14 protein-coding genes and 1 pseudogene are annotated in these 18,229 nt (G+C 74.2%); 6 read left to right on the top strand and 9 right to left on the bottom strand.

Annotated features, from left to right (window positions below; genetic code table 11):
- Nucleotides 1-30: 30 nt before the first annotated feature.
- The 6 genes from FHL79_RS15350 to FHL79_RS15325 form a co-directional block, all read right to left on the bottom strand.
- Nucleotides 31-1,035: a Gfo/Idh/MocA family protein gene (locus tag FHL79_RS15350; RefSeq protein ID WP_138759452.1), complete on the bottom strand. Its 1,005-nt coding sequence runs from the start codon at nt 1,033-1,035 to the stop codon at nt 31-33.
- Nucleotides 1,032-2,072: a class I SAM-dependent methyltransferase gene (locus FHL79_RS15345; protein ID WP_138759451.1), complete on the bottom strand. Its 1,041-nt coding sequence runs from the start codon at nt 2,070-2,072 to the stop codon at nt 1,032-1,034. Before FHL79_RS15345 ends, FHL79_RS15350 begins: the two co-directional genes overlap by 4 nt.
- Nucleotides 2,073-2,074: 2 nt before the next feature.
- On the bottom strand, nt 2,075-2,980 hold the full coding sequence (locus tag FHL79_RS15340) for a hypothetical protein (protein ID WP_138759450.1): 906 nt from the start codon (nt 2,978-2,980) through the stop codon (nt 2,075-2,077).
- A complete protein-coding gene (locus FHL79_RS15335; RefSeq protein ID WP_246080833.1) occupies nt 2,977-4,173 on the bottom strand; it encodes an inositol-3-phosphate synthase in 1,197 nt (398 codons plus the stop codon). The genes FHL79_RS15340 and FHL79_RS15335 overlap by 4 nt, the downstream gene beginning before the upstream one ends.
- Before the next feature lie 175 nt (nt 4,174-4,348).
- A complete protein-coding gene (gene serC, locus FHL79_RS15330; protein WP_138759448.1) occupies nt 4,349-5,464 on the bottom strand; it encodes a phosphoserine transaminase in 1,116 nt (371 codons plus the stop codon).
- A gap of 84 nt (nt 5,465-5,548) precedes the next feature.
- Nucleotides 5,549-6,679 carry a citrate synthase 2 gene (locus FHL79_RS15325; protein WP_138759447.1) on the bottom strand — a complete coding sequence of 377 codons (1,131 nt, stop codon included), beginning with the start codon at nt 6,677-6,679 and terminating at the stop codon, nt 5,549-5,551.
- A gap of 154 nt (nt 6,680-6,833) precedes the next feature.
- Here FHL79_RS15325 and pdxH point away from each other — a divergent pair, with 154 nt between their 5' ends.
- Genes pdxH through FHL79_RS15310 form a run of 3 tightly spaced genes read left to right on the top strand, consistent with a single transcriptional unit; the run spans nt 6,834 to nt 10,105 of the window.
- Nucleotides 6,834-7,481, top strand: coding sequence for a pyridoxamine 5'-phosphate oxidase (gene pdxH / locus FHL79_RS15320; RefSeq protein ID WP_138759446.1), 648 nt, complete (start codon nt 6,834-6,836; stop codon nt 7,479-7,481).
- Complete coding sequence (locus tag FHL79_RS15315; protein ID WP_246080832.1) at nt 7,478-8,881, top strand: MFS transporter; 1,404 nt, start codon at nt 7,478-7,480, stop codon at nt 8,879-8,881. The genes pdxH and FHL79_RS15315 overlap by 4 nt, the downstream gene beginning before the upstream one ends.
- Before the next feature lie 42 nt (nt 8,882-8,923).
- On the top strand, nt 8,924-10,105 hold the full coding sequence (locus FHL79_RS15310) for a glucose-1-phosphate adenylyltransferase family protein (protein WP_138759445.1): 1,182 nt from the start codon (nt 8,924-8,926) through the stop codon (nt 10,103-10,105).
- 33 nt (nt 10,106-10,138) lie between these two features.
- Here the strand turns inward: FHL79_RS15310 and FHL79_RS15305 are convergent.
- A pseudogene (locus FHL79_RS15305) lies at nt 10,139-10,858 on the bottom strand (UdgX family uracil-DNA binding protein); the annotation flags it as partial.
- 143 nt (nt 10,859-11,001) lie between these two features.
- Here FHL79_RS15305 and FHL79_RS15300 point away from each other — a divergent pair.
- Both FHL79_RS15300 and FHL79_RS15295 read left to right on the top strand, forming a co-directional pair.
- A complete protein-coding gene (locus tag FHL79_RS15300; RefSeq protein ID WP_138759443.1) occupies nt 11,002-11,910 on the top strand; it encodes an ABC transporter ATP-binding protein in 909 nt (302 codons plus the stop codon).
- Nucleotides 11,907-13,100: an ABC transporter permease gene (locus tag FHL79_RS15295; RefSeq protein WP_138759442.1), complete on the top strand. Its 1,194-nt coding sequence runs from the start codon at nt 11,907-11,909 to the stop codon at nt 13,098-13,100. Before FHL79_RS15300 ends, FHL79_RS15295 begins: the two co-directional genes overlap by 4 nt.
- 40 nt (nt 13,101-13,140) lie before the next feature.
- Here FHL79_RS15295 and FHL79_RS15290 read toward each other — a convergent pair whose 3' ends face one another.
- Nucleotides 13,141-14,061 carry an SMP-30/gluconolactonase/LRE family protein gene (locus FHL79_RS15290; RefSeq protein ID WP_138759441.1) on the bottom strand — a complete coding sequence of 307 codons (921 nt, stop codon included), beginning with the start codon at nt 14,059-14,061 and terminating at the stop codon, nt 13,141-13,143.
- Nucleotides 14,062-14,129: 68 nt separating this feature from the next.
- On the opposite strand from FHL79_RS15290, the gene ppc reads away from it, so the two are divergent.
- The gene (gene ppc / locus FHL79_RS15285; RefSeq protein WP_218938482.1) at nt 14,130-16,901 is read left to right on the top strand and encodes a phosphoenolpyruvate carboxylase; all 2,772 of its coding nucleotides are present in this window, start codon (nt 14,130-14,132) and stop codon (nt 16,899-16,901) included.
- A 175-nt stretch (nt 16,902-17,076) separates the two neighbouring features.
- Here ppc and FHL79_RS15280 read toward each other — a convergent pair whose 3' ends face one another.
- Entirely contained in the window at nt 17,077-18,210 is a 1,134-nt protein-coding gene (locus FHL79_RS15280) for an aminotransferase-like domain-containing protein (RefSeq protein ID WP_246080830.1), read from the bottom strand.
- Between the last annotated feature and the right edge of the window lie 19 nt (nt 18,211-18,229).

The following is an 18,229-nucleotide window of genomic DNA, read 5'->3' as shown; positions in this document are numbered from 1 at the left end:
GGGTGGTGGGGTGGGCGGACGGCGCGGTGCTCACGAGGCGACTCCGGTGCGGTCGGTGGCGGTGTCGAGGGCCTGCACGAGCAGGCGGTGCAGGGCGAGGTCGCGGTCGGCCGGGTACGGCCAGGGCGCCTCGCCGGCGACGGCGGCGCCGAAGCCGGCGAACTGGGCGGTGAACGGGTCGGTGCCGGCGAACGGGACGTCGACCGGCTCGGGGCGGTACAGCGTCAGCGACCCGCCGGCGGTCTGGCCCATCGTGTCCACGGCGACGGCCATGCCCCGGGTGCCGACCACCTCCAGCCGGCGGCGGGGGAGGGCGTCGGGGCAGTTGTAGGACACGTGCAGGTCCACCAGCACGCCGCCGGCGGTGCGGCCGGCCAGCAGCGCGCCGTCGTCCACCGGGTAGTCCTGTACCCGGGACTGCAGGAGGGCGGTGAGCTCGACGACGTCGTCGCCGAGCAGGACGCCGGCCAGGTCCAGCCCGTGCGGCGCCAGGTCGATCGCGGCGCCGCCGCCGGCCCGTGACCGGTCGACCCGCCAGTTGTCGTGCGGGCCGCCGTCGGGTGACCAGTCGGCCGGCAGCCAGCAGCAGTAGGCGATCCGGACGGCGGTGACCGTGCCCAGCTCGGGCACCAGCTCGCGCAGCCGGACGTGGGCGGGGTGCCAGCGCTGGTCGAAGGCCGTGCCGAGCAGGACGCCGGCGCGGGTGGCCGCGGCGACGGCGGCCTCGGCGTCGGCGACGTCGGCGGCCAGCGGCTTCTCGCACAGCACCGCGACGCCCGCGGCGGCGGCCGCCTCGACCACCTGCCGGTGGGCGGAGTTGGGCACCGCGACGTAGACCGCGTCCAGACCGGGGGTGGCCAGGAACGCCGCCAGGTCGGTGCCGGCCGGCACCTCGGCGCGCATCCGCGCCAGCGCGCCGGGGTCGCGGTCGTGCAGGGCCACCAGCCGGGCACCGGGGACCTGCAGCAGGCCGGGGAGGGCGTGGTCGCGGGCCACCCAGCCGCAGCCGGCGATCCCCCACCCGACGCCGCTCACCACTGCTCCGGCAGGTCGACCAGCAGCCGCCGGCGGGCCGCGTCGGCCGGCAGCGGGTCCGGCCAGCGGTCCGGCAGGTGCGCCGACCGGGGGCCGTACTCGGCGGCGTACCGCTCGCTGGGCCAGTGCAACCTGCCGTCGGTGTAGAGCGGGTTGGGCCGCAGCGGCTCGAGCGGCTCGCCCAGGTCCACCGGGGCCGGGCCGCGCAGGTCGCCGGCCACCAGGGCGATCGCCTCGCTGCCGACGAGCTCCTCGGCCGGCGCGGGCCGGGGCGGGCGCCGCTCGAGCAGCGAGCGGGTCAGTTCCTCGTCGTCGTAGAGCACCGTCGCGTGCAGCAGCCGGGCGTAGTCCTGCGGCGGCAGCGGCGCGCCGTGCGGGTCGGCCACGTGCGCGTGCCCCACGACGACGGTGCCCTCGAGGCCGGCCAGCCGGGTCATCGCCGCGGCGGCCGCGGGCTTGTCGCGGAAGAAGTAGAAGGCGTCGTGGCAGGTGACGTACGCCGGCCCGGTCACCTGCAGGTCCGGTGCGGTCGTCACGTCGGCGCACACGTACCGGGCGGTCGGGCAGACGAAGCGCCGGGCCAGCCAGAGCTTGGACCAGACGACGTCCAGGCCGACCAGGTCGGCGACGCCGCGGCGGGCGAGCTCGCGCAGCTGGGTGCCGATGCCGCAGGCCACGTCGACGACGGGTGCGTCCCCGGGCCAGTGCCGGCCCAGCAGCGCCAGGCCGGCCAGGTGCGTGGGGTCGGACCAGCGGTGGGCGAAGTAGTCACCGACCCGGCCCATGCCGAGGGTGTCCATCGCCTCGCGCAGCGTCCGCGCCGCCGGCACCTGCGCCAGCTGCTCGGCCGGTGGCGCGGGCTCGGTCCACCAGTCGTCGGCGTCGGCGAACAGCGCCACCCGGGCGCGGTCGACCTCGCCGTCGGCCAGCAGGTCGGCGACCCGGCCCTGCAGCTCCTCCCGCCCGGTGCGGGCGAACGGGATGCCGTCGACGACCGGCACGCCGGCCGCCGTCACGCCCGACAGCGTCGCCTGCACGCTCACAGGCCAGCCGCGGCGAGGACGTCGAGGTGGAAGGACTGAACCGGGCCTGCGTGCACCAGCTCCAGGTCGTCCAGCGCCTGCGCCGCGGTGAAGGCGGCAGCGCGCGCGTGGTGGTGCACCTGCAGCACCCGGTCCAGGACGTCGGCGGCGTGGAAGGCCTGCGACTCCGGCGCCACGGCGTCGGCCCGCAGCGCCAGCACCTGCCGCAGCCGGGCCGCCAGCTCCGCGGGCAGCAGGGCCAGCTCCCGCTCCTCGAGCGTCCCGAGCACCCGGTCCAGCGCGCCGCCCAGCAGCACCTCGCCGGCGAACCCGGCGTCGGGCAGCACCACGTTGTGCAGGTGGTGCGCCATCCCGACGAGGAACGGCGGCACCGGGTCGGCGCCCAGCGCGGGGGCCAGCAGGCAGCCGTAGACGGCCACGGTGAAGCAGTGGTCGCCGTGGCTCTCCGGCGGCTCGACGATCACCCGCGGCTTGCCGGGGCTGGTGGCCCCGGCCCGCGGCTGGGCGTTGAGCGCCACCGCCAGGGACGGCGGGGGCCCGGCCGGCCGCAGCTCGGGCAGCGCCGCCCGCAGCCGGCCGGCCAGGTCGACGTCGATCGCCCCGGCGACCTCGTCGAAGGCGCGCCGAAGCACCGCCTGCGCCTCGTCCTCGGTCATCCCGGCCGCTGCGAGCACCGCGGCGTCGATCCCGGCCAGTCGCGCCCGGGCCACCGCCGCCGCGGTCTCCGACAGCGCCACCGTCTCGGCGTCCTCGCCTTCGAGCAGCCGGGCCCACGCGCGGGCGAACGCCCGCTCGGCGAGCGAGCCGGGCGCTGCGGCCGTGCGGACGCGCTTGGCGTCCCCGATCTCGGCGAGCAGGGGCCGCAGCGCCCCGAGGGTGGACAGGTCGGTCGTCGCCGTCACCGCGAGCCGGGCTGGGCGTCGCCCCCGGCCGGTGCCACGCCGTCGGCCAGCCAGTCCAGCAGCTCCGTCTCCTGGCGGTGCAGGGCGTGCTCGGGGGTGCTGCCGTCGGCGGTGATGGGGGCCTTGAAGAACCAGCCCAGGTGCCGCTGCACGCCACCCTCCCCGCGCTGCTGGGCGAGGTCGACCAGCCGGACGATCTCGACGGCGAGCGGTGCGGCCAGGATCGAGTCCCGGCACTGGAAGTCGACCTTGATCTGCATGCGCTGGCCGAGGAAGCCGACCAGGTCGATGGCGTCCCAGGCCTCCTTCTGGTCACCGCGGGGGCGGTAGTAGTCGATCCGGACGACGTGGTCCTCGACGGGGTAGCCGAGGATCGAGTCGAGCACCTTCGCCTTGGTCTGCAGCTTGCTCTCCAGCGAGGCCGGGTCGTCGAGCGCGAGCCCGTCCCGGTTGCCGAGGATGTTGGTGGAGTACCAGCCCTCGACGGTGAGCGCGCGGCTGCGGAAGGCCGGCGCGAGCACCGTCTTCATCATCGTCTGGCCGGTCTTGCCGTCCTTGCCCGCGATCGGCACGCCGCGTTGCTCGGCGAGCTGCACCAGCGCCGGGACGTCGGCCGACAGGGAGGGCGTGAAGTTGGCGTAGCCGACGCCCTCGGTGATCGCCGCGTAGGCGTAGACCATCGACGGGGTGATCGCCCGGTCGTCGGCGTCCAGGCCGGCCTCGAACGCCTCGGGCGTCTGCAGGCAGGCCGCTGCCGGGTCCGGCCAGCGCTCGGTCGAGGCCAGGTTGAGCAGCACCAGCCCGTCGAGCTGCTGCTCCTCGCGGAACCGACGCAGGTCGGCGCGGACGGCGTCCACCTGGGCCCGGCGGCCCTCGGCGAGCACCACGTTGCCGCCGGTGACGTTGCGGCAGAAGTCGGCGTCGCCGGCAGCGGGCCAGGGGGTGATGGTCGACAGCAGCGGCTCGGCCTGCGACAGCTGGCGGGCGTCGAGCACGGCGTGCTGCTCGGCGGCCTTGTAGAGGTCCGAACCATCCAGGTCCCAGCCGCCGATGACCAGCTCGTCGTAGCCGACGAGGCCGGTGGCCTCCTCCAGGGACGCGTTCCCGAGGGTCAGCCCGGCGAGGGGGAGACCGTCGGCGCCGACGGCGCCGAGCCGCAGGAGCTCCAGCCCGGCGACGGCGGTGGTCGCCACGGCGCCCCCGAGCCCGACGATGGCCGTTCCTACGCGACGTGGTGGGTGCGACACAGGTGCTCCTCGAGCTCAGTGCCCGGGTCGTGCTCCCGGGCCTGCGACGACCCTCACACGAACCAGCTGATCCCGCGACCAGAAAGGTGGTGCGCGATTCACTGATCCCGCTACTTCCCGCTCAGAGCTGGGTGACCACGGACTCGATGCAGGCGGTCAGCGCGCTCACGTCGTCGGGGTCGACGGCCGGGAACATGCCGACCCGCAGCTGGTTGCGGCCCAGCTTGCGGTACGGCTCGGTGTCCACGACGCCGTGCGCGCGCAGCGTCGTGGCGATGAGCGCGGCGTCGACGGACTCGTCGAAGTCGATGGTGCCGACGACGTGGGACCGCTCGTCCACCCGGTCGACGAAGGGCTGGGTGTACTCGGTCTTCTCCGCCCAGTCGTAGAGCCGGCTGGAGGACTCGCGGCTGCGGGCGACGGCGCCGGAGAGCCCGCCCAGGCCGAGCATCCAGTCGATCTGGTCGGCCAGCAGGAACAGCGTGGCGACGGCGGGGGTGTTGTACGTCTGGTCCTTGCTGCTGTTGTCCACGGCGATCGAGAGGTCGAGGAACCCCGGGATCCAGCGGTCGGAGGCCTTGATCTCGGCGACCCGCGCCAGCGCCGCGGGTGACATCAGGGCGATCCACAGGCCGCCGTCGCTGGCGAAGGACTTCTGCGGGGCGAAGTAGTAGACGTCGGTCTGCGCGACGTCGACCGGCAGGCCACCGGCGCCGGAGGTCGCGTCGACGAGGACCAGCGCGTCGTCGTCGGCCTCGGCCGGGCGGAGGATCGGCGCCATGACACCCGTCGAGGTCTCGTTGTGCGCCCAGGCGTACACGTCGACGCCCAGGTGCGCCGGCGGCAGCGCCAGCGAGCCCGGCTCGGCCCGGGTCACCAGCGGCGGCTGCAGGAAGGGCGCGTCGGCCACGCCGGAGGCGAACTTCGCGGAGAACTCGCCGTAGCTGCCGTGCGCGCTCTGCCGGCGGACCAGCCCGATCGTCGCGGCGTCCCAGAACGCCGTCGTCCCGCCGTTGCCCAGCACCACCTGGTAGCCGTCGGGCAGGTCGAAGAGCTGGGTCAGCCCCTCGCGTACCCGCCTGACCAGGCCCTTGACCGGCGCCTGTCGGTGCGAGGTGCCCATCAGCGCCGCCCCGTCGGTGGCCAGCGCCTGCAGGGCCTCGGGGCGCACCTTCGACGGGCCGCACCCGAAGCGCCCGTCCTTCGGCAGCAGGTCGGCGGGGATCGTGATGCTCATGTACGGCATGCCTCTCAGTTCAACGGCCCCGCTGCAGGGGCCCGCCCCGAGCCTGCGAGGGGTGGGGGGCAGCGGGGTCCTTCATCAGGCGGGGGTGGCCTCGGTGACGGCCTTGGTGGTGATGGTGTCCCAGCCCTCGACGTCCTCGGGCTTGCGCGGGTCGGGTCCGACGTACCGCGCCGACGGGCGCACCAGCCGCCCGGTGTTCTTCTGCTCGAGGATGTGCGCGCACCAGCCGGCGGTGCGGGCGCAGCTGAACATCGAGGTGAACATGTGGCTGGGCACCTCGGCGAAGTCCAGCACGATCGCAGCCCAGAACTCGACGTTGGTCTCGATCGGACGGTCCGGACGGCGCTCGCGCAGCTCCTGCAGCGCGGCCTGCTCCAGCGCGCGGGCGGCCTCGAACCGGGGGGCGCCGAGCTCCTCGGCGGCGCGGCGGAGCACCCGCGCGCGGGGGTCCTCGGCGCGGTAGACGCGGTGGCCGAAGCCCATCAGCCGGTCGCCCCGGTCCAGCAGGTCCTTGACGTACCTCGTCGCGTCGCCGGACTCCTCGACGCCGTCCAGCATGTGCAGCACCCGGGACGGCGCACCGCCGTGCAGCGGGCCCGACATGGCGCCGATCGCGCCGGAGAGCGCGGCGGCGACGTCGGCACCGGTGGAGGCGATGACCCGGGCGGTGAACGTCGAGGCGTTCATGCCGTGCTCGGCGGCCGAGGTCCAGTAGGCGTCCACGGCGGCGACGTGGCGGGGGTCGGGCTCGCCGCGCCAGCGGACCATGAACCGCTCGACGATGGTGCCGGCCTCGTCGATCCGCTTCTGCGGCACGGCCGGGACGCCGATCCCGCGCGCGGACTGCGCGACGTAGGACAGCGCCATCACCGCCGCGCGGGCCAGCTCGTCGCGGGCCTCCTCGGCGGAGACGTCCAGCAGCGGGCGGTAGCCCCAGATCGGGGTGAGCATCGCCAGCGCCGCCTGCACGTCGACCCGCACGTCACCGGTGTGCACCGGGATGGGGAACGGCTCGGCCGGGGGCAGGCCAGGACCGAACCTGCCGTCCACCAGCAGGGCCCACACGTTGCCGAAGGTGACCTTGCCGACGAGGTCCTCGATGTCGACGCCGCGGTAGCGCAGCGCGCCGCCGTCCTTGTCCGGCTCCGCGATGGTGGTCTCGAAGGCGACGACGCCTTCGAGTCCGGGGACGAAGTCGTCAGCCATCTCGCATGCTCCTCTGCGCGCGGGTCGGGACGGCGCTGGACCAGCGCACGACGAGGCCCAACCTAGGCCGTCCCGGGCGCGCTGGTGAACCCGGGCGGCCCAGGTGTCCACGGTCACCCGGCGGCGCCCGGCGCAGCGGTGACAGCATGAGGTGGTGCCCGACCTGATCCGCATGCGCAGGGACTACGACGACGGCGCCTTCGGGGAGGACGGTCTCGCCCCCACCTGGCTCGAGCAGTTCGACCGGTGGTTCGCCGACGCCGTCGCCGCCGACCTCCCCGAGCCCAACGCGATGGTGGTGGCCACCGCCGACGCCGACGGCGCCCCGGACGCCCGCGTCGTGCTGATGAAGGGCTACGACGTCGACGGGTTCGTCTTCGGCACCAACTACGCCTCGGCCAAGGGCGCGCAGCTGGCGGTGAACCCGCGGGCGGCACTGGTGTTCCCCTGGCATGCCCAGCAGCGCCAGGTGCGGGTGACCGGCTCGGTGGAGCGCATCGGGGAGACCGCCTCCGACCTGCTCTGGGACCCCCGCCCGCGGGGCTCGCAGCTGGCCGCTGCCGCCTCGATCCAGTCGACGGTGGTCGAGTCCCGCGACCTGCTGCGCACCCGGGTGACCGACCTGGACGCGCAGACCCCGCCCGGGCAGCTGCCCCGGCCGGTGAACTGGGGCGGGTACCGGGTGCTCCCCGAGCGGGTGGAGTTCTGGCAGGGCGGTTCCGACCGCCTGCACGACCGGCTGGTGTTCGTCCGCGACGACGAGGAAGGCGGCGGTTGGGTCGTGCAGCGCCTGGCCCCATGAAGGACCCCGACGGACCAGGGGAGGGCCATGTCGGCCGACATGGCCCTCAGGACCTGACCCCGGTCGACCCGCTGGAGGGCGGCGGGCCGGTCGAGGAACCGCAGCCGACCGGCCGGCGCAGGAGCTGGGCGATCGACACCTCGCCGCTGCGCAACCGCGCCTACCGGCGGGTCTTCGGCGGCGTCACGGTCACCATGCTCGGCCAGCAGATGACGCTGGTTGCCGTCCCGTACCAGGTGTACGAGCTGACCGGCTCCTCGCTGATGGTCGGCCTCACCTCGGTCGTCGCGCTGGTCCCACTGGTCGTGTTCGGCCTGCTCGGCGGGGCGATCGCGGACGCCATGGACCGGCGCACGCTGATGCTGGTCACCTCGGTCGGTGCCGCGGTCACCAGCGCGCTGCTCGCCGTGCAGGCGCTGCTGCCGGGCGAGGGCTCCGTGGCGGTGCTGTGGGTGCTGGCGGCGGCGGTGTCGGCGTTCGCCGCGGTGAACCAGCCGGCCCGCAGCGCGGTGATCCCGGCGCTGGTCGGGCCGGACGGCGTGGCGGCCGCGAACGCCCTGGCGATGACCGTCCGGCAGGCCGGGGTGATCGTCGGACCGCTGCTGGCCGGGCTGCTGATCGGCGTCGGCGACCTGTCGGTCCTCTACACGATCGACGCGCTGGGGTTCCTCGCCGCGGTCCTGCTGCTGCGGGGCCTGCCGCCGCTGCCGCCCGGCGGGGTCGCCGCGGGGCCGCTCCGGCTCGGCGCGGCCGTGCGCGGGGTCGGCGAGGGCTTCGCCTTCCTGCGCACCCAGCCGGTGCTGCTGATGACCTTCGTCGTCGACATCATCGCGATGCTCTTCGCCTGGCCGCAGGCGGTGTTCCCGGAGCTGTCGGTGACCACCTACGGCGGGGACGCCAACAGCCTGGGCTGGCTGTTCGCCGGGGTCTCGATCGGCTCGCTGCTGATGGGGCTGACGTCGGGCTGGGTGAGCCGGGTCGACCGGCAGGGCGCTGTGGTGCTGGCCGCCATCGCGGTCTGGGGCGTGGCGATCATCGGGTTCGGGCTGGCCTCGACGCTGTGGCTGGCGGTGCTCTGCCTGGCCGTCGCCGGTGCCGGTGACATGGTCAGCGCGGTGCTGCGGACGTCGATGCTGCAGAGCGCCGCGCCGGACGAGATGCGCGGCCGGATGCAGGGTGTGTTCATCGTCGTGGTGGCCGGCGGCCCCCGGTTGGGCGACCTGCGCGCCGGCGTGCTGGCCAGCTCGTTCGGCGTCAGCGCGGCGATGGTGTCCGGCGGTGTGGTGATCGTCGCGGCGATGCTGCTGGTCGCCGTCCTGGTGCCGTCGTTCTGGCTGTTCCGCGCCTCGCGGGCCGAGGAGCTCGCCGCGTCCGCCCGCCGGAGGATGGCCGGGAGCTGATCGTTGGCGCTTGCACCCGGGGCCATCGGGTAGCGGGACGGCATGGCTCTCCCGAAGGTCCTCGTGTTGGTGCTCGCCGGTGGCAAGGGCAGCCGTCTGGAACTGCTCACCGAGACCCGGGCCAAGCCCGCGGTCCCGTTCGCCGGCGTCTACCGGCTCATCGACTTCCCGCTGTCCAACTGCGAGCACTCCGGCATCGCCGACGTGTGGGTGTCGGTGCAGTACCAGCCCCAGTCGGTCAACGAGCACCTGGCCAACGGCCGCCCCTGGGACCTGGACCGCACCACCGGCGGGCTGATGATGATGGCGCCGTTCCAGGGCAGTGAGCGCGGCGGCTGGACCGAGGGCACCGCCGACGGGCTGTGGCGGCAGTCGGAGCTCATCCGGCAGTTCGACCCGGACGCGCTGGTCGTGGTCAGCTCCGACGCGGTCTACAAGCTCGACTACCGCGACGTCGTCGACGCCCACCTGGGTTCGGGCGCCGAGGTGACGATGGTGACCACCGAGGTCGAGGCGGACGACGCCGCGCGCTACGGCATCGTGCAGGTCGGCGACGACGGGACGGTCACCGACTACGCCTACAAGCCCGATGAGCCGGCGACGACGACGGCCACCAACGAGGTCTTCGTGTTCTCCCCGACGGAGACGCTCGACCGGCTGCAGGCGCTCCGGGACCAGGTCGGCGAGGACGGCCTGGAGGACCTTGGCACCCACCTGCTGCCTGCGCAGACCAAGGACGGCCTCGCCCGGGCCTACCCGCTGAACGGCTACTGGCGCGACGTCGGCACGGTGGAGTCCTACTGGCAGGCCCACCGCGACTTCCTGTCCGCGGAGCCGCCGATCGACCTGGACGAGCCGGGCTGGCCGGTGCACACCCGCGGCGGCCGGCACAGCGCCGCCCGGGTGCTCGACGACGGGCAGATCGAGAACAGCCTGCTCTCCGGCGGGACCCGCGTCTCGGGCAACGTCCGGGGGTCCGTGCTGTCGCCTGGCGTGGTCGTCGAGGAGGGCGCGACGGTCCTGGACTCGGTGCTGCTGCCCGGCGTCCGGGTGCGGAGGGGCGCGACGGTCACCCGGGCGGTCCTGGACGACAACGTCGTGGTGGGGGAGCGGGCCACCGTCGGCGGCGAGGGTGACATCACCCTCGTCGGCCGGGAGGCGGAGGTCGAGGCGGGTGCCGAGCTCGCCGCCGGCGCACGTCTCCCCGAGCCGGAGCGCAGCTGACCCCGGGGGCCATGTCGGCCGACATGGCCCCTCTCAGGCGAGGGCGGCGGCGACGACCCTGAGGTCGGCGACCAGGGCGTCGTAGGCGGCGGCGCGGGCCTCGTCGGGGGTGCGCAGGACGGCAGAGGGGTGCGCGGTCGCCAGCATCCAGGTCTGGGCCGGCACCTCCTCCTCGGGCTCGTCGCCGTCGGCGTCCGGCTCGGTCAGCGGCAGGGCGTGCCGGCCGGGTGGTGTCCAGGGCAGCAGCTGGCCGCGGTCCTTGGTGATCCGGAACGACGGCGAGATCAGCGCCTTCGCCGCGACCGCGCCGAGGCAGACCACGACCTCCGGCTGGAGGACGGCGAACTCCGCCTCCAGCCACGGCCGGCAGGCCGTCAGGTGCTCAGCACCCGGGGACTGGTGGATCCGCCGCTTGGGCGTGGGCGTGAACCGGAAGTGCTTCACGGCGTTGGTGATGTAGGCGTCCCGGCGGTCGATGCCGGACTCGGCCAGGGCCTTGTCCAGCAGCCGGCCGGCCGGGCCGACGAACGGCTCGCCCTTGCGGTCCTCCTGGTCGCCGGGCTGCTCGCCGACGAAGACGATCCGGGCGGTCTCCGGGCCCTCGCCGAAGACGGTCTGGGTGGCCGGCTCCCACAGCTCGCAGGCCCGGCAGCCGGCCGCGGCCTCGCGCAACCCGGCCAGGCCGACTCCGGAGGGCGGCTGGGCCGGGTGGTTCTCGGTGCTCATGGGTCGATGACACCTGACGGGGGGCTGGGCCGCAGCCCGGGACGCCGATACGGTCGGTCTCGACCCGCAGACACACCCGACCGGTCACTTGACGAGGCGGAAAGTGATACGCCAGTCTTTCCGACATGGAAAGTGACGGCGGCAGGCAGGCGACGACCCGCGGAGGGGCTGTGCTCGAGTTCGACGGGCTCTACAAGGCCTACGGCGACAACCAGGTGCTGGAGGGGGTGAGCTTCACCGTCGCCCCGGGGCAGATGTTCGGCTTCTGCGGGTCCAACGGCGCGGGCAAGACCACGACCATGCGGATCGCCATGGGCCTGGCCCGGGCCGACGCCGGCGAGGTCCGCTGGCTCGGCCGCCCGGTCGACGAGGCGGTCCGCCGCCGGATCGGCTACATGCCCGAAGAGCGCGGGCTGTACCCGAAGATGAAGGTCGGCGAGCAGCTCACGTACTTCGCCCGGCTGCACGGCCTGGACGCTGCACCGGCCGCCCGCGCCGCCGAGACCTGGGCCGAGCGCCTCGGGCTGGGCGAGCGCCGCGGCGACCGGGTGGAGAAGCTGTCGCTGGGCAACCAGCAGCGGGTCCAGCTCGCCGCCGCCCTGGTCAGCGAGCCCGACGTGCTGATCCTCGACGAGCCGTTCTCCGGCCTGGACCCGGTCGGCGTGGACTCGCTCGCCGAGGCGCTGCTCGAGCAGTGCCGGCGCGGCGTCCCGGTGGTCTTCTCCAGCCACCAGCTGGACCTCGTCGAGCGGTTGTGCGACGCGGTCGGGATCCTCGCCCGGGGCAAGATCGTCGCCAGCGGCACGGTCGGGGAGCTGCGGTCGGGAGCAGCCGGCCGGCAGCTGCGGGTGGTCGCGCCGGACGCGCCACCCGGGTGGGCGGCCGCGGTGCCGGGGGTGCGGGTCGTCTCCGAGCAGCGCGCGGACGTCGTGCTGGAGCTTGGTCCGGGCACCGACGACCAGCAGGTGCTGGCGGCGGCGCTGTCCACCGGGCGGGTCACCCACTTCGCCTGGCGCGAGCCCACCCTGGTCGAGCTGTTCCGCGGCGCCGTCACCGACACCCGGGAGGTGGCGGCATGACCACCACCGAGATCCGGCCGCACACGCCGGCCCAGCTGGTCCGCCTGGTCGCCGGCCGGGAGATCTCCACCCGGATCCGGGACAAGGGGTTCCTGATCGGCTCCGGCGTCCTGATCCTGCTCATCCTGGGGATGCTCGTCTTCCAGGTGGCCGTCAACAGCGGCGGCGAGTCCACGAAGCTCGGGGTGGTCGGTGGGAGCGCGGCCGTCACCGACGCCCTGACGGCGCAGGGGGAGGCGCTGGACACCGACGTCTCGGTCGTCGACTACGACGACGAGGCCGCCGCGCGCCGCGCGGTCCAGGACGGCGACGTCGACGCCGCGCTGCTCAGCCCGTCGGCTGCCCAGCCGGAGCTGCTCGTGGAGAAGAGCGGCGGCTCCGCCGAGACCATCGCGCAGGGCGCCGTGCAGGGCATGGCGGTGGACCAGCAGCTGGCCGACGCGGGCGTGCAGCTGCAGAGCCCGCCGCGGGTGGACGTCGTCGCGCTCGACCCGGACGCCGACGCCGACCTCGAGGCCGCGGTCGTGGCCCTGGTCGGGGTGGTCGTGCTGTACAGCCTGCTGATCCTGTTCGGCCAGTTCGTCGCCCAGGGCGTGGTCGAGGAGAAGTCCAGCCGGGTGGTGGAGCTGCTGCTGGCCACCATGCGCCCCTGGCAGCTGCTCGCCGGGAAGATCCTCGGCCTCGGGCTGCTCGGGCTGGCCCAGATGCTGGTCATCGCGGTCGTCGGCGTCGCCGGGGCGCTGGCCTTCGACGTCGTCGAGCTGCCCGGCCGGCTCATCGGCACGGTCCTCACGGTGGTCGCCTGGTTCGTGCTCGGCTACGCCTTCTACGCCTCGGTGTTCGCCGCCGCGGCGTCGCTGGTCAGCCGGCAGGAGGACCTGGCCAGCGTGATCACCCCGGCGTCCGTGCTGCTCGTCGTCGGCTTCGTGATCTCGATCCAGGCCGCGCAGGAGCCGACCGGCACGCTGTCCACGGTCACCTCGTTCATCCCGGGGCTCTCGCCGCTGGTCATGCCCGTGCGGCAGGCCGCCGGGGGAGCGGAGTGGTGGGAGGTCGTGCTCGCCGTCGTGCTCATGCTGGTCGCGATCGCCGCGATCGTCCGGGTGGGCGGCCGGATCTACGCCGGCGCGCTGCTGCGCACCGGCGGCAAGGTCAAGCTGCGCGACGCCATGCGCGCCGAGCGCGCCTGACGGCCCGAGGGGCCATGTTGGCCAACATGGCCCCTCGGGTTCAGCGCTGGGCGAGGGCGCCGAGCGGGCCGCGATAGGGGTTCGCCGGGGGGCCGCTCACGCCCGCCCGGACGGTGAACAGCCGGCCGGCGTCGGGTTGGGCGGCGCGGGCGTTGTCGTCCAGCCCGTGCACCGAGGTGCTGATCACCAGCAGGTCACCGGCGAACGCGCAGCTGGTCGTGTTCTCCACGCCGGGGACGTCGACCACCGCGAGCAGCTCACCGTCGGGGGAGTACCGCCGCACCTGGCCGCCGCCCCACAGCGCCGTCCAGAGGCAGCCCTCGTCGTCCACGGTCAGCCCGTCGGCCACACCGTCCGGGTCGTCGTGGAAGTCCAGCAGCACCCGCCGCTCGCCGAACGTGCCCGAGGCGAGGTCGTAGGGGTGGGCCCACACCGCCTTCGCGCCCGAGTCCGACAGGTAGACCGTCGCGTCGTCCGGTGACCAGCCCAGCCCGTTGGACACGGTGAGCCCGTCCAGGACCGTGCTCACCGTCCCGTCCAGGTCCAGCCGGTACAGCGTGCCGGCGCCGGGGCGCTCGTCGAAGGCCATCGTGCCGCCGAAGAACCGGCCGGCCCGGTCGCAGGCACCGTCGTTCATCCGGGTGCCCCCCGCTTCCTCGGACAGGCCCTCACCGGTCAGCTCGATCAGCACGGCGGCCTGCCCGTCGGCGGTCAGCCGGCTGATCCCGGCTCCGGCGCCCAGCAGCCAGCCGCCGGCCGCCGCCGGGACGACGAAGCCCACCGTGTCACCGCCCCGGTGCCCGGCCACGTCGACGACGTCGTCACCCTGCACCCGGCCCCGCCGGACCTGCCCCGCGGTGATGTCCACCCAGACCAGTTCCTGCGCGGCGTCGTCCCAGACCGGGCCCTCCCCGTGCTCGGCCGGGGCGGCGCTGGCGGGGGACGCGTCGAGTCGGATCACGCCGACATCCTCCCCGTTCGACCGACCCGTGACACCAGCCCGTCACATGCACCCCGGATACTGCGCCGGTGTCCGAAGCCACCGTCGACCCAGCCGACCTGCGCGCACCTGACGACCGCGCCTCCGAGATCCCGTTGCGGGAGGACATCCGGTTGCTCGGCCGGGTGCTGGGTGAGGTGATCGAGGAGCAGGCCGGCGCCGACGTCCTCGCCCTGGTCGAGTCCACCCGGGTCGAGGCGTTCCGCATCCGCCGGTCGGAGGTGGACCGCGGCGAGCTGGCCGAGCGGCTGGCCGGCCTGGACCCCCGGGCGGCCAACCACGTCATCCGCGCGTTCAGCCACTTCTCGTTGCTGGCCAACATCGCCGAGGACGTGCACCACGAGCGTCGCCGCCGGCACCACCGTCGGGAGGGCTCCCCGGCGCAGGTGGGCAGCCTGGCGGCGTCCCTCCGGCTGCTCGACGCCGCCGAGCTGGACCCCGCCGTCGTCGCCCGCGAGCTGACCGGAGCCCTGGTGGTGCCGGTCGTCACCGCCCACCCCACCGAGGTGCGGCGCAAGACCATCTCCCAGGTGCAGCAGCAGATCAGCGACCTGCTGCAGCGCCGGGACGCCGACGACCCCGCCTGGTCGGCGCACCTGTGGCGGGAGGTGCTCACCCTCTGGCAGACGGCGCTGCTGCGGCTGAGCCGGCTGCGGCTGGCCGACGAGATCGACGAGGCGCTGCGCTACTACGACCTCTCTCTCTTCCAGGTGGTCCCGGAGATCAACGCCGAGCTGCGGCGGGCACTGCAGCAGCGCTGGCCGGACGCCGGGCTGCTGGCCACGCCGATGCTGCGGCCGGGCTCCTGGATCGGCGGCGACCGCGACGGCAACCCCTTCGTCACCGCCGACGCCGTCCGGCGGGCCACCACGCACCAGGCAGCGACGGCGTTGCGGCACCACCTGGCCGAGCTGGTCTGCCTGGCCGACGAGCTGTCCATGTCCGACCGGTTGGTCACGCCGACCGACGAGCTGTACGCGCTGGCCCGGGCGGCGTCCGACGACTCCCCGTTCCGCGCCGACGAGCCCTACCGGCAGGCGCTGCGCGGGATCTACCGGCGGCTGGCGGCCACCGCCCTGCGGGTGATCGGCGAGGTCCCCGGCCCCGCGCCGGACACCGTCCTCCCGGCGTACGACACCCCGGGCGAGCTGATCGCGGACCTGGAGACGGTCGACCGGTCACTGCGCGGGCACGGCGCCGGCGCCCTGGCCGACGACCGGCTGGCCCGGCTGCGCGAGGCGGTGGAGGTCTTCGGCTTCCACCTGTGCGGGCTGGACATGCGGCAGAACTCGTCGGTCCATGAGGAGGTGCTGGCCGAGCTGCTGGCCTGGGCGGGGGTCTGCGCGGACTACCTGGCACTCGACGAGGCCGGCCGGGTCGCGCTGCTCACCGGCGAGCTGCAGCTGCGCCGCCCGCTGGTGCGCCCGGACGCCGAGCTGTCCGAGCTGGCCCGCGGTGAGCTCGACCTGCTGGTCGCCGCCGCCGAGCAGGTCGCGCTGCTCGGGCCCGAGGCCATCCCGAACTACGTGATCAGCATGTGCGAGTCGGTCAGCGACGTGCTGGAGGTCGCCGTCCTGCTCAAGGAGGTCGGGCTGCTGCAGCTGGACGCCGAGGGCCGGCCGACCAGCCCGCTGGGCATCTCCCCGCTGTTCGAGACGATAGAGGACCTCCAGTCGGCCGGCGCCACCCTCGCCGCGATGCTCGACCACCCGGTCTACCGGGCGCTGGTAGCCGGCCGCGGCGATGCCCAGGAGGTCATGCTCGGGTACTCCGACAGCAACAAGGACGGCGGCTACCTGGCCGCCAACTGGGCCCTCTACCGCGCCGAGCTGGCGTTGGTCGAGGTCGCCCGGGCCGGCGGCGTGCGGCTGCGGCTGTTCCACGGCCGGGGCGGCACGGTCGGCCGTGGCGGCGGGCCGAGCTACGAGGCCATCCGCGCGCAACCCCCGGGTTCGGTCGCCGGCTCGCTGCGGATCACCGAGCAGGGCGAGGTGATCGCCGCCAAGTACGCCTCGCCGCACCTGGCCCGGCGCAACCTCGAGGCGCTCGTCGCCGCCACCCTGGAGTCGACGCTGCTGGACATCGAGGGGCTGGGGGAGGACGCCGAGGAGACCTACGCGCTCGTCGACGACCTGGCCGCCCGCGCCCGGGCCGCCTACGGCGCGCTGGTGCACGAGACGCCCGGCTTCGTCGAGTGGTTCCGGGCCGCCACCCCGATCCAGGAGCTGGCGGAGCTCAACATCGGCAGCCGGCCGCCGTCCCGCAAGGCGGGGGACAAGATCACCGACCTGCGGGCCATCCCGTGGGTGTTCAGCTGGTCGCAGGCCCGGATCATGCTGCCCGGCTGGTACGGCACCGGGACGGCGCTCGAGTCGTGGGTGGACGGGGACCCCGACCGGCTCGCCCAGCTGCAGGACCTGCACCGGCGCTGGCCGTTCCTCCGCACGGTGCTGTCCAACATGGGCATGGTGCTGGCAAAGACCGACCTGGAGCTCGCCGCGCGCTACGCCTCGCTGGTGTCCGATGTCGAGCTGCGGGACCGGGTGTTCAGCCAGATCACCGCCGAGCACGAGCGGTCGGTGCGGATGCTGCTGGCGATCACCGGTGACGACCACCTGCTGGCCGACAACCCGGCACTGGCCCGGTCGATCCGCAACCGGTTCCCCTACCTGGAGCCGCTGCACCACCTGCAGGTGGAGATGCTGCGCCGTCGCCGCGGCGGGGACGACGACGAGCTGGTCCGCCGCTGCATCCAGCTGTCCGTCAACGGCGTCGCCACCGCTCTCCGCAACTCGGGGTGAGGACGATCGTGCTCTGCTGCCTGACAGGCAGCAGAGCACGATCGTCGGCAGGTGCACCCGCGCTGCTCCTCCCGGGATCAGCTCAGCTCACCTCGCGTACTCCTGGCTCACCTCGTGCGGTGAGCCAGGAGCAACGATGATCAGCTGACCTGATCCCCGGGGGACGGCGGAGCTGCTACGGGCGGGCGGCCTCGATGGCCTCGGCCAGCCGGCGCACGCCCTCGTCGACGTCCCCGGGCTGCACCGCGGAGTAGGCGAGCCGGAAGGAGTTCTCGCCGCCCTCCAGCAGGAAGTCGGTGCCCGGGACGATCGCCACCCCGCGGGCGGCCGCCTCGGTGGTGATCCGGGCGACGTCGTGGCCCTCGCCCTCGGGCAGCGACACCCAGAGGAAGTAGCCACCCTCGGGACGGCGGAAGGTCGCCTGCGGCAGGTGCGCCCGCAGCGCGTCGTCCAGCAGCCCGACCCGCTCGGCCAGCGCCGACTTCACCCGTTCCAGGGCCGCCGGGAAGCGGTCACCCTGCAGGTAGGCGTACACCGTGCCCTGGGCGACCATGTTCGGTGCGATGTAGGTGTTGGTGGCGCGCACCTGGATCTTCTTGATCAGCGCCGGCGGCCCGACGAGGTAACCGACCCGGATGCCGGGGCAGACCGTCTTGGAGAACGACGAGGCGTAGACCACGTGCTCGCTCGCGGCGCCGCCGTCGAGCTCCAGCATCCGGGGCAGCGGCTCGCCGCTGAACCGGATGTCGACGTACGGGTCGTCCTCGAACAGCACGAGGTCGTACTGGCGGGCGAGCTCCAGCAGCCGCTCCCGCTTGGCCAGCGAGAGCGTGTAGCCGGCCGGGTTCTGGAAGTTGGGGATGACGTGGGCCAGCGCCGGGCGCAGCCCGCCCTCGAGCAGGGCAGCCACCTCCTCGACGGCGATCCCGTCCTCCTCCAGCGTCACCAAGTGCACGTCGGCCCCCCGGTTGCGCAGCCCCAGGAGGGTGCGGTCGTAGGTCGGGCGCTCGGTGATGACGGCGGCACCGGGGGTCGCCAGCTCGTCGAACAGGAAGGCGTCGGCCTGCATCGAGCCGTTGGTGACCAGGACGTGCTCGACGGGGACGCCGTGCTTCTCGGCGATCCACCTCCGCAGCGGCACGTAGCCGACCGCCGTCCCGTAACCGGTCATCCCCGCCGGGTCGCTGTCGAACGCCGCGACGGCGGCCTGCTTGAGGCCCTCGACGTCGACGATGTCGGTCGACGGGGCGCCGCGCGCGAAGGAGATCATCGTGGTGGCCGGTGAGGTCTGTACCGGGGTGCTGCTCACACCGCCGAGTCTGCCGTAC

It is taken from the genome of Modestobacter altitudinis (assembly GCF_005930475.1).
In the GTDB taxonomy this organism is placed as follows: Bacteria; Actinomycetota; Actinomycetes; order Mycobacteriales; family Geodermatophilaceae; genus Modestobacter; species Modestobacter altitudinis.
Note: the sequence above shows the minus strand (reverse complement) of the source record. Positions and strands in the feature narration are given on the sequence as shown.

Excerpts from the sequence above, each read along its gene's own strand:
- serC (WP_138759448.1), bottom strand. The coding sequence starts at position 5,464 with ATGAGCATCACGATCCCCGCCGACCTGCTGCCGAAGGACGGGCGCTTC.
- FHL79_RS15310 (WP_138759445.1), top strand. The coding sequence starts at position 8,924 with ATGGCTCTCCCGAAGGTCCTCGTGTTGGTGCTCGCCGGTGGCAAGGGC.
- FHL79_RS15295 (WP_138759442.1), top strand. The coding sequence starts at position 11,907 with ATGACCACCACCGAGATCCGGCCGCACACGCCGGCCCAGCTGGTCCGC.
- FHL79_RS15325 (WP_138759447.1), bottom strand. The coding sequence starts at position 6,679 with ATGGCTGACGACTTCGTCCCCGGACTCGAAGGCGTCGTCGCCTTCGAG.
- FHL79_RS15315 (WP_246080832.1), top strand. The coding sequence starts at position 7,478 with ATGAAGGACCCCGACGGACCAGGGGAGGGCCATGTCGGCCGACATGGC.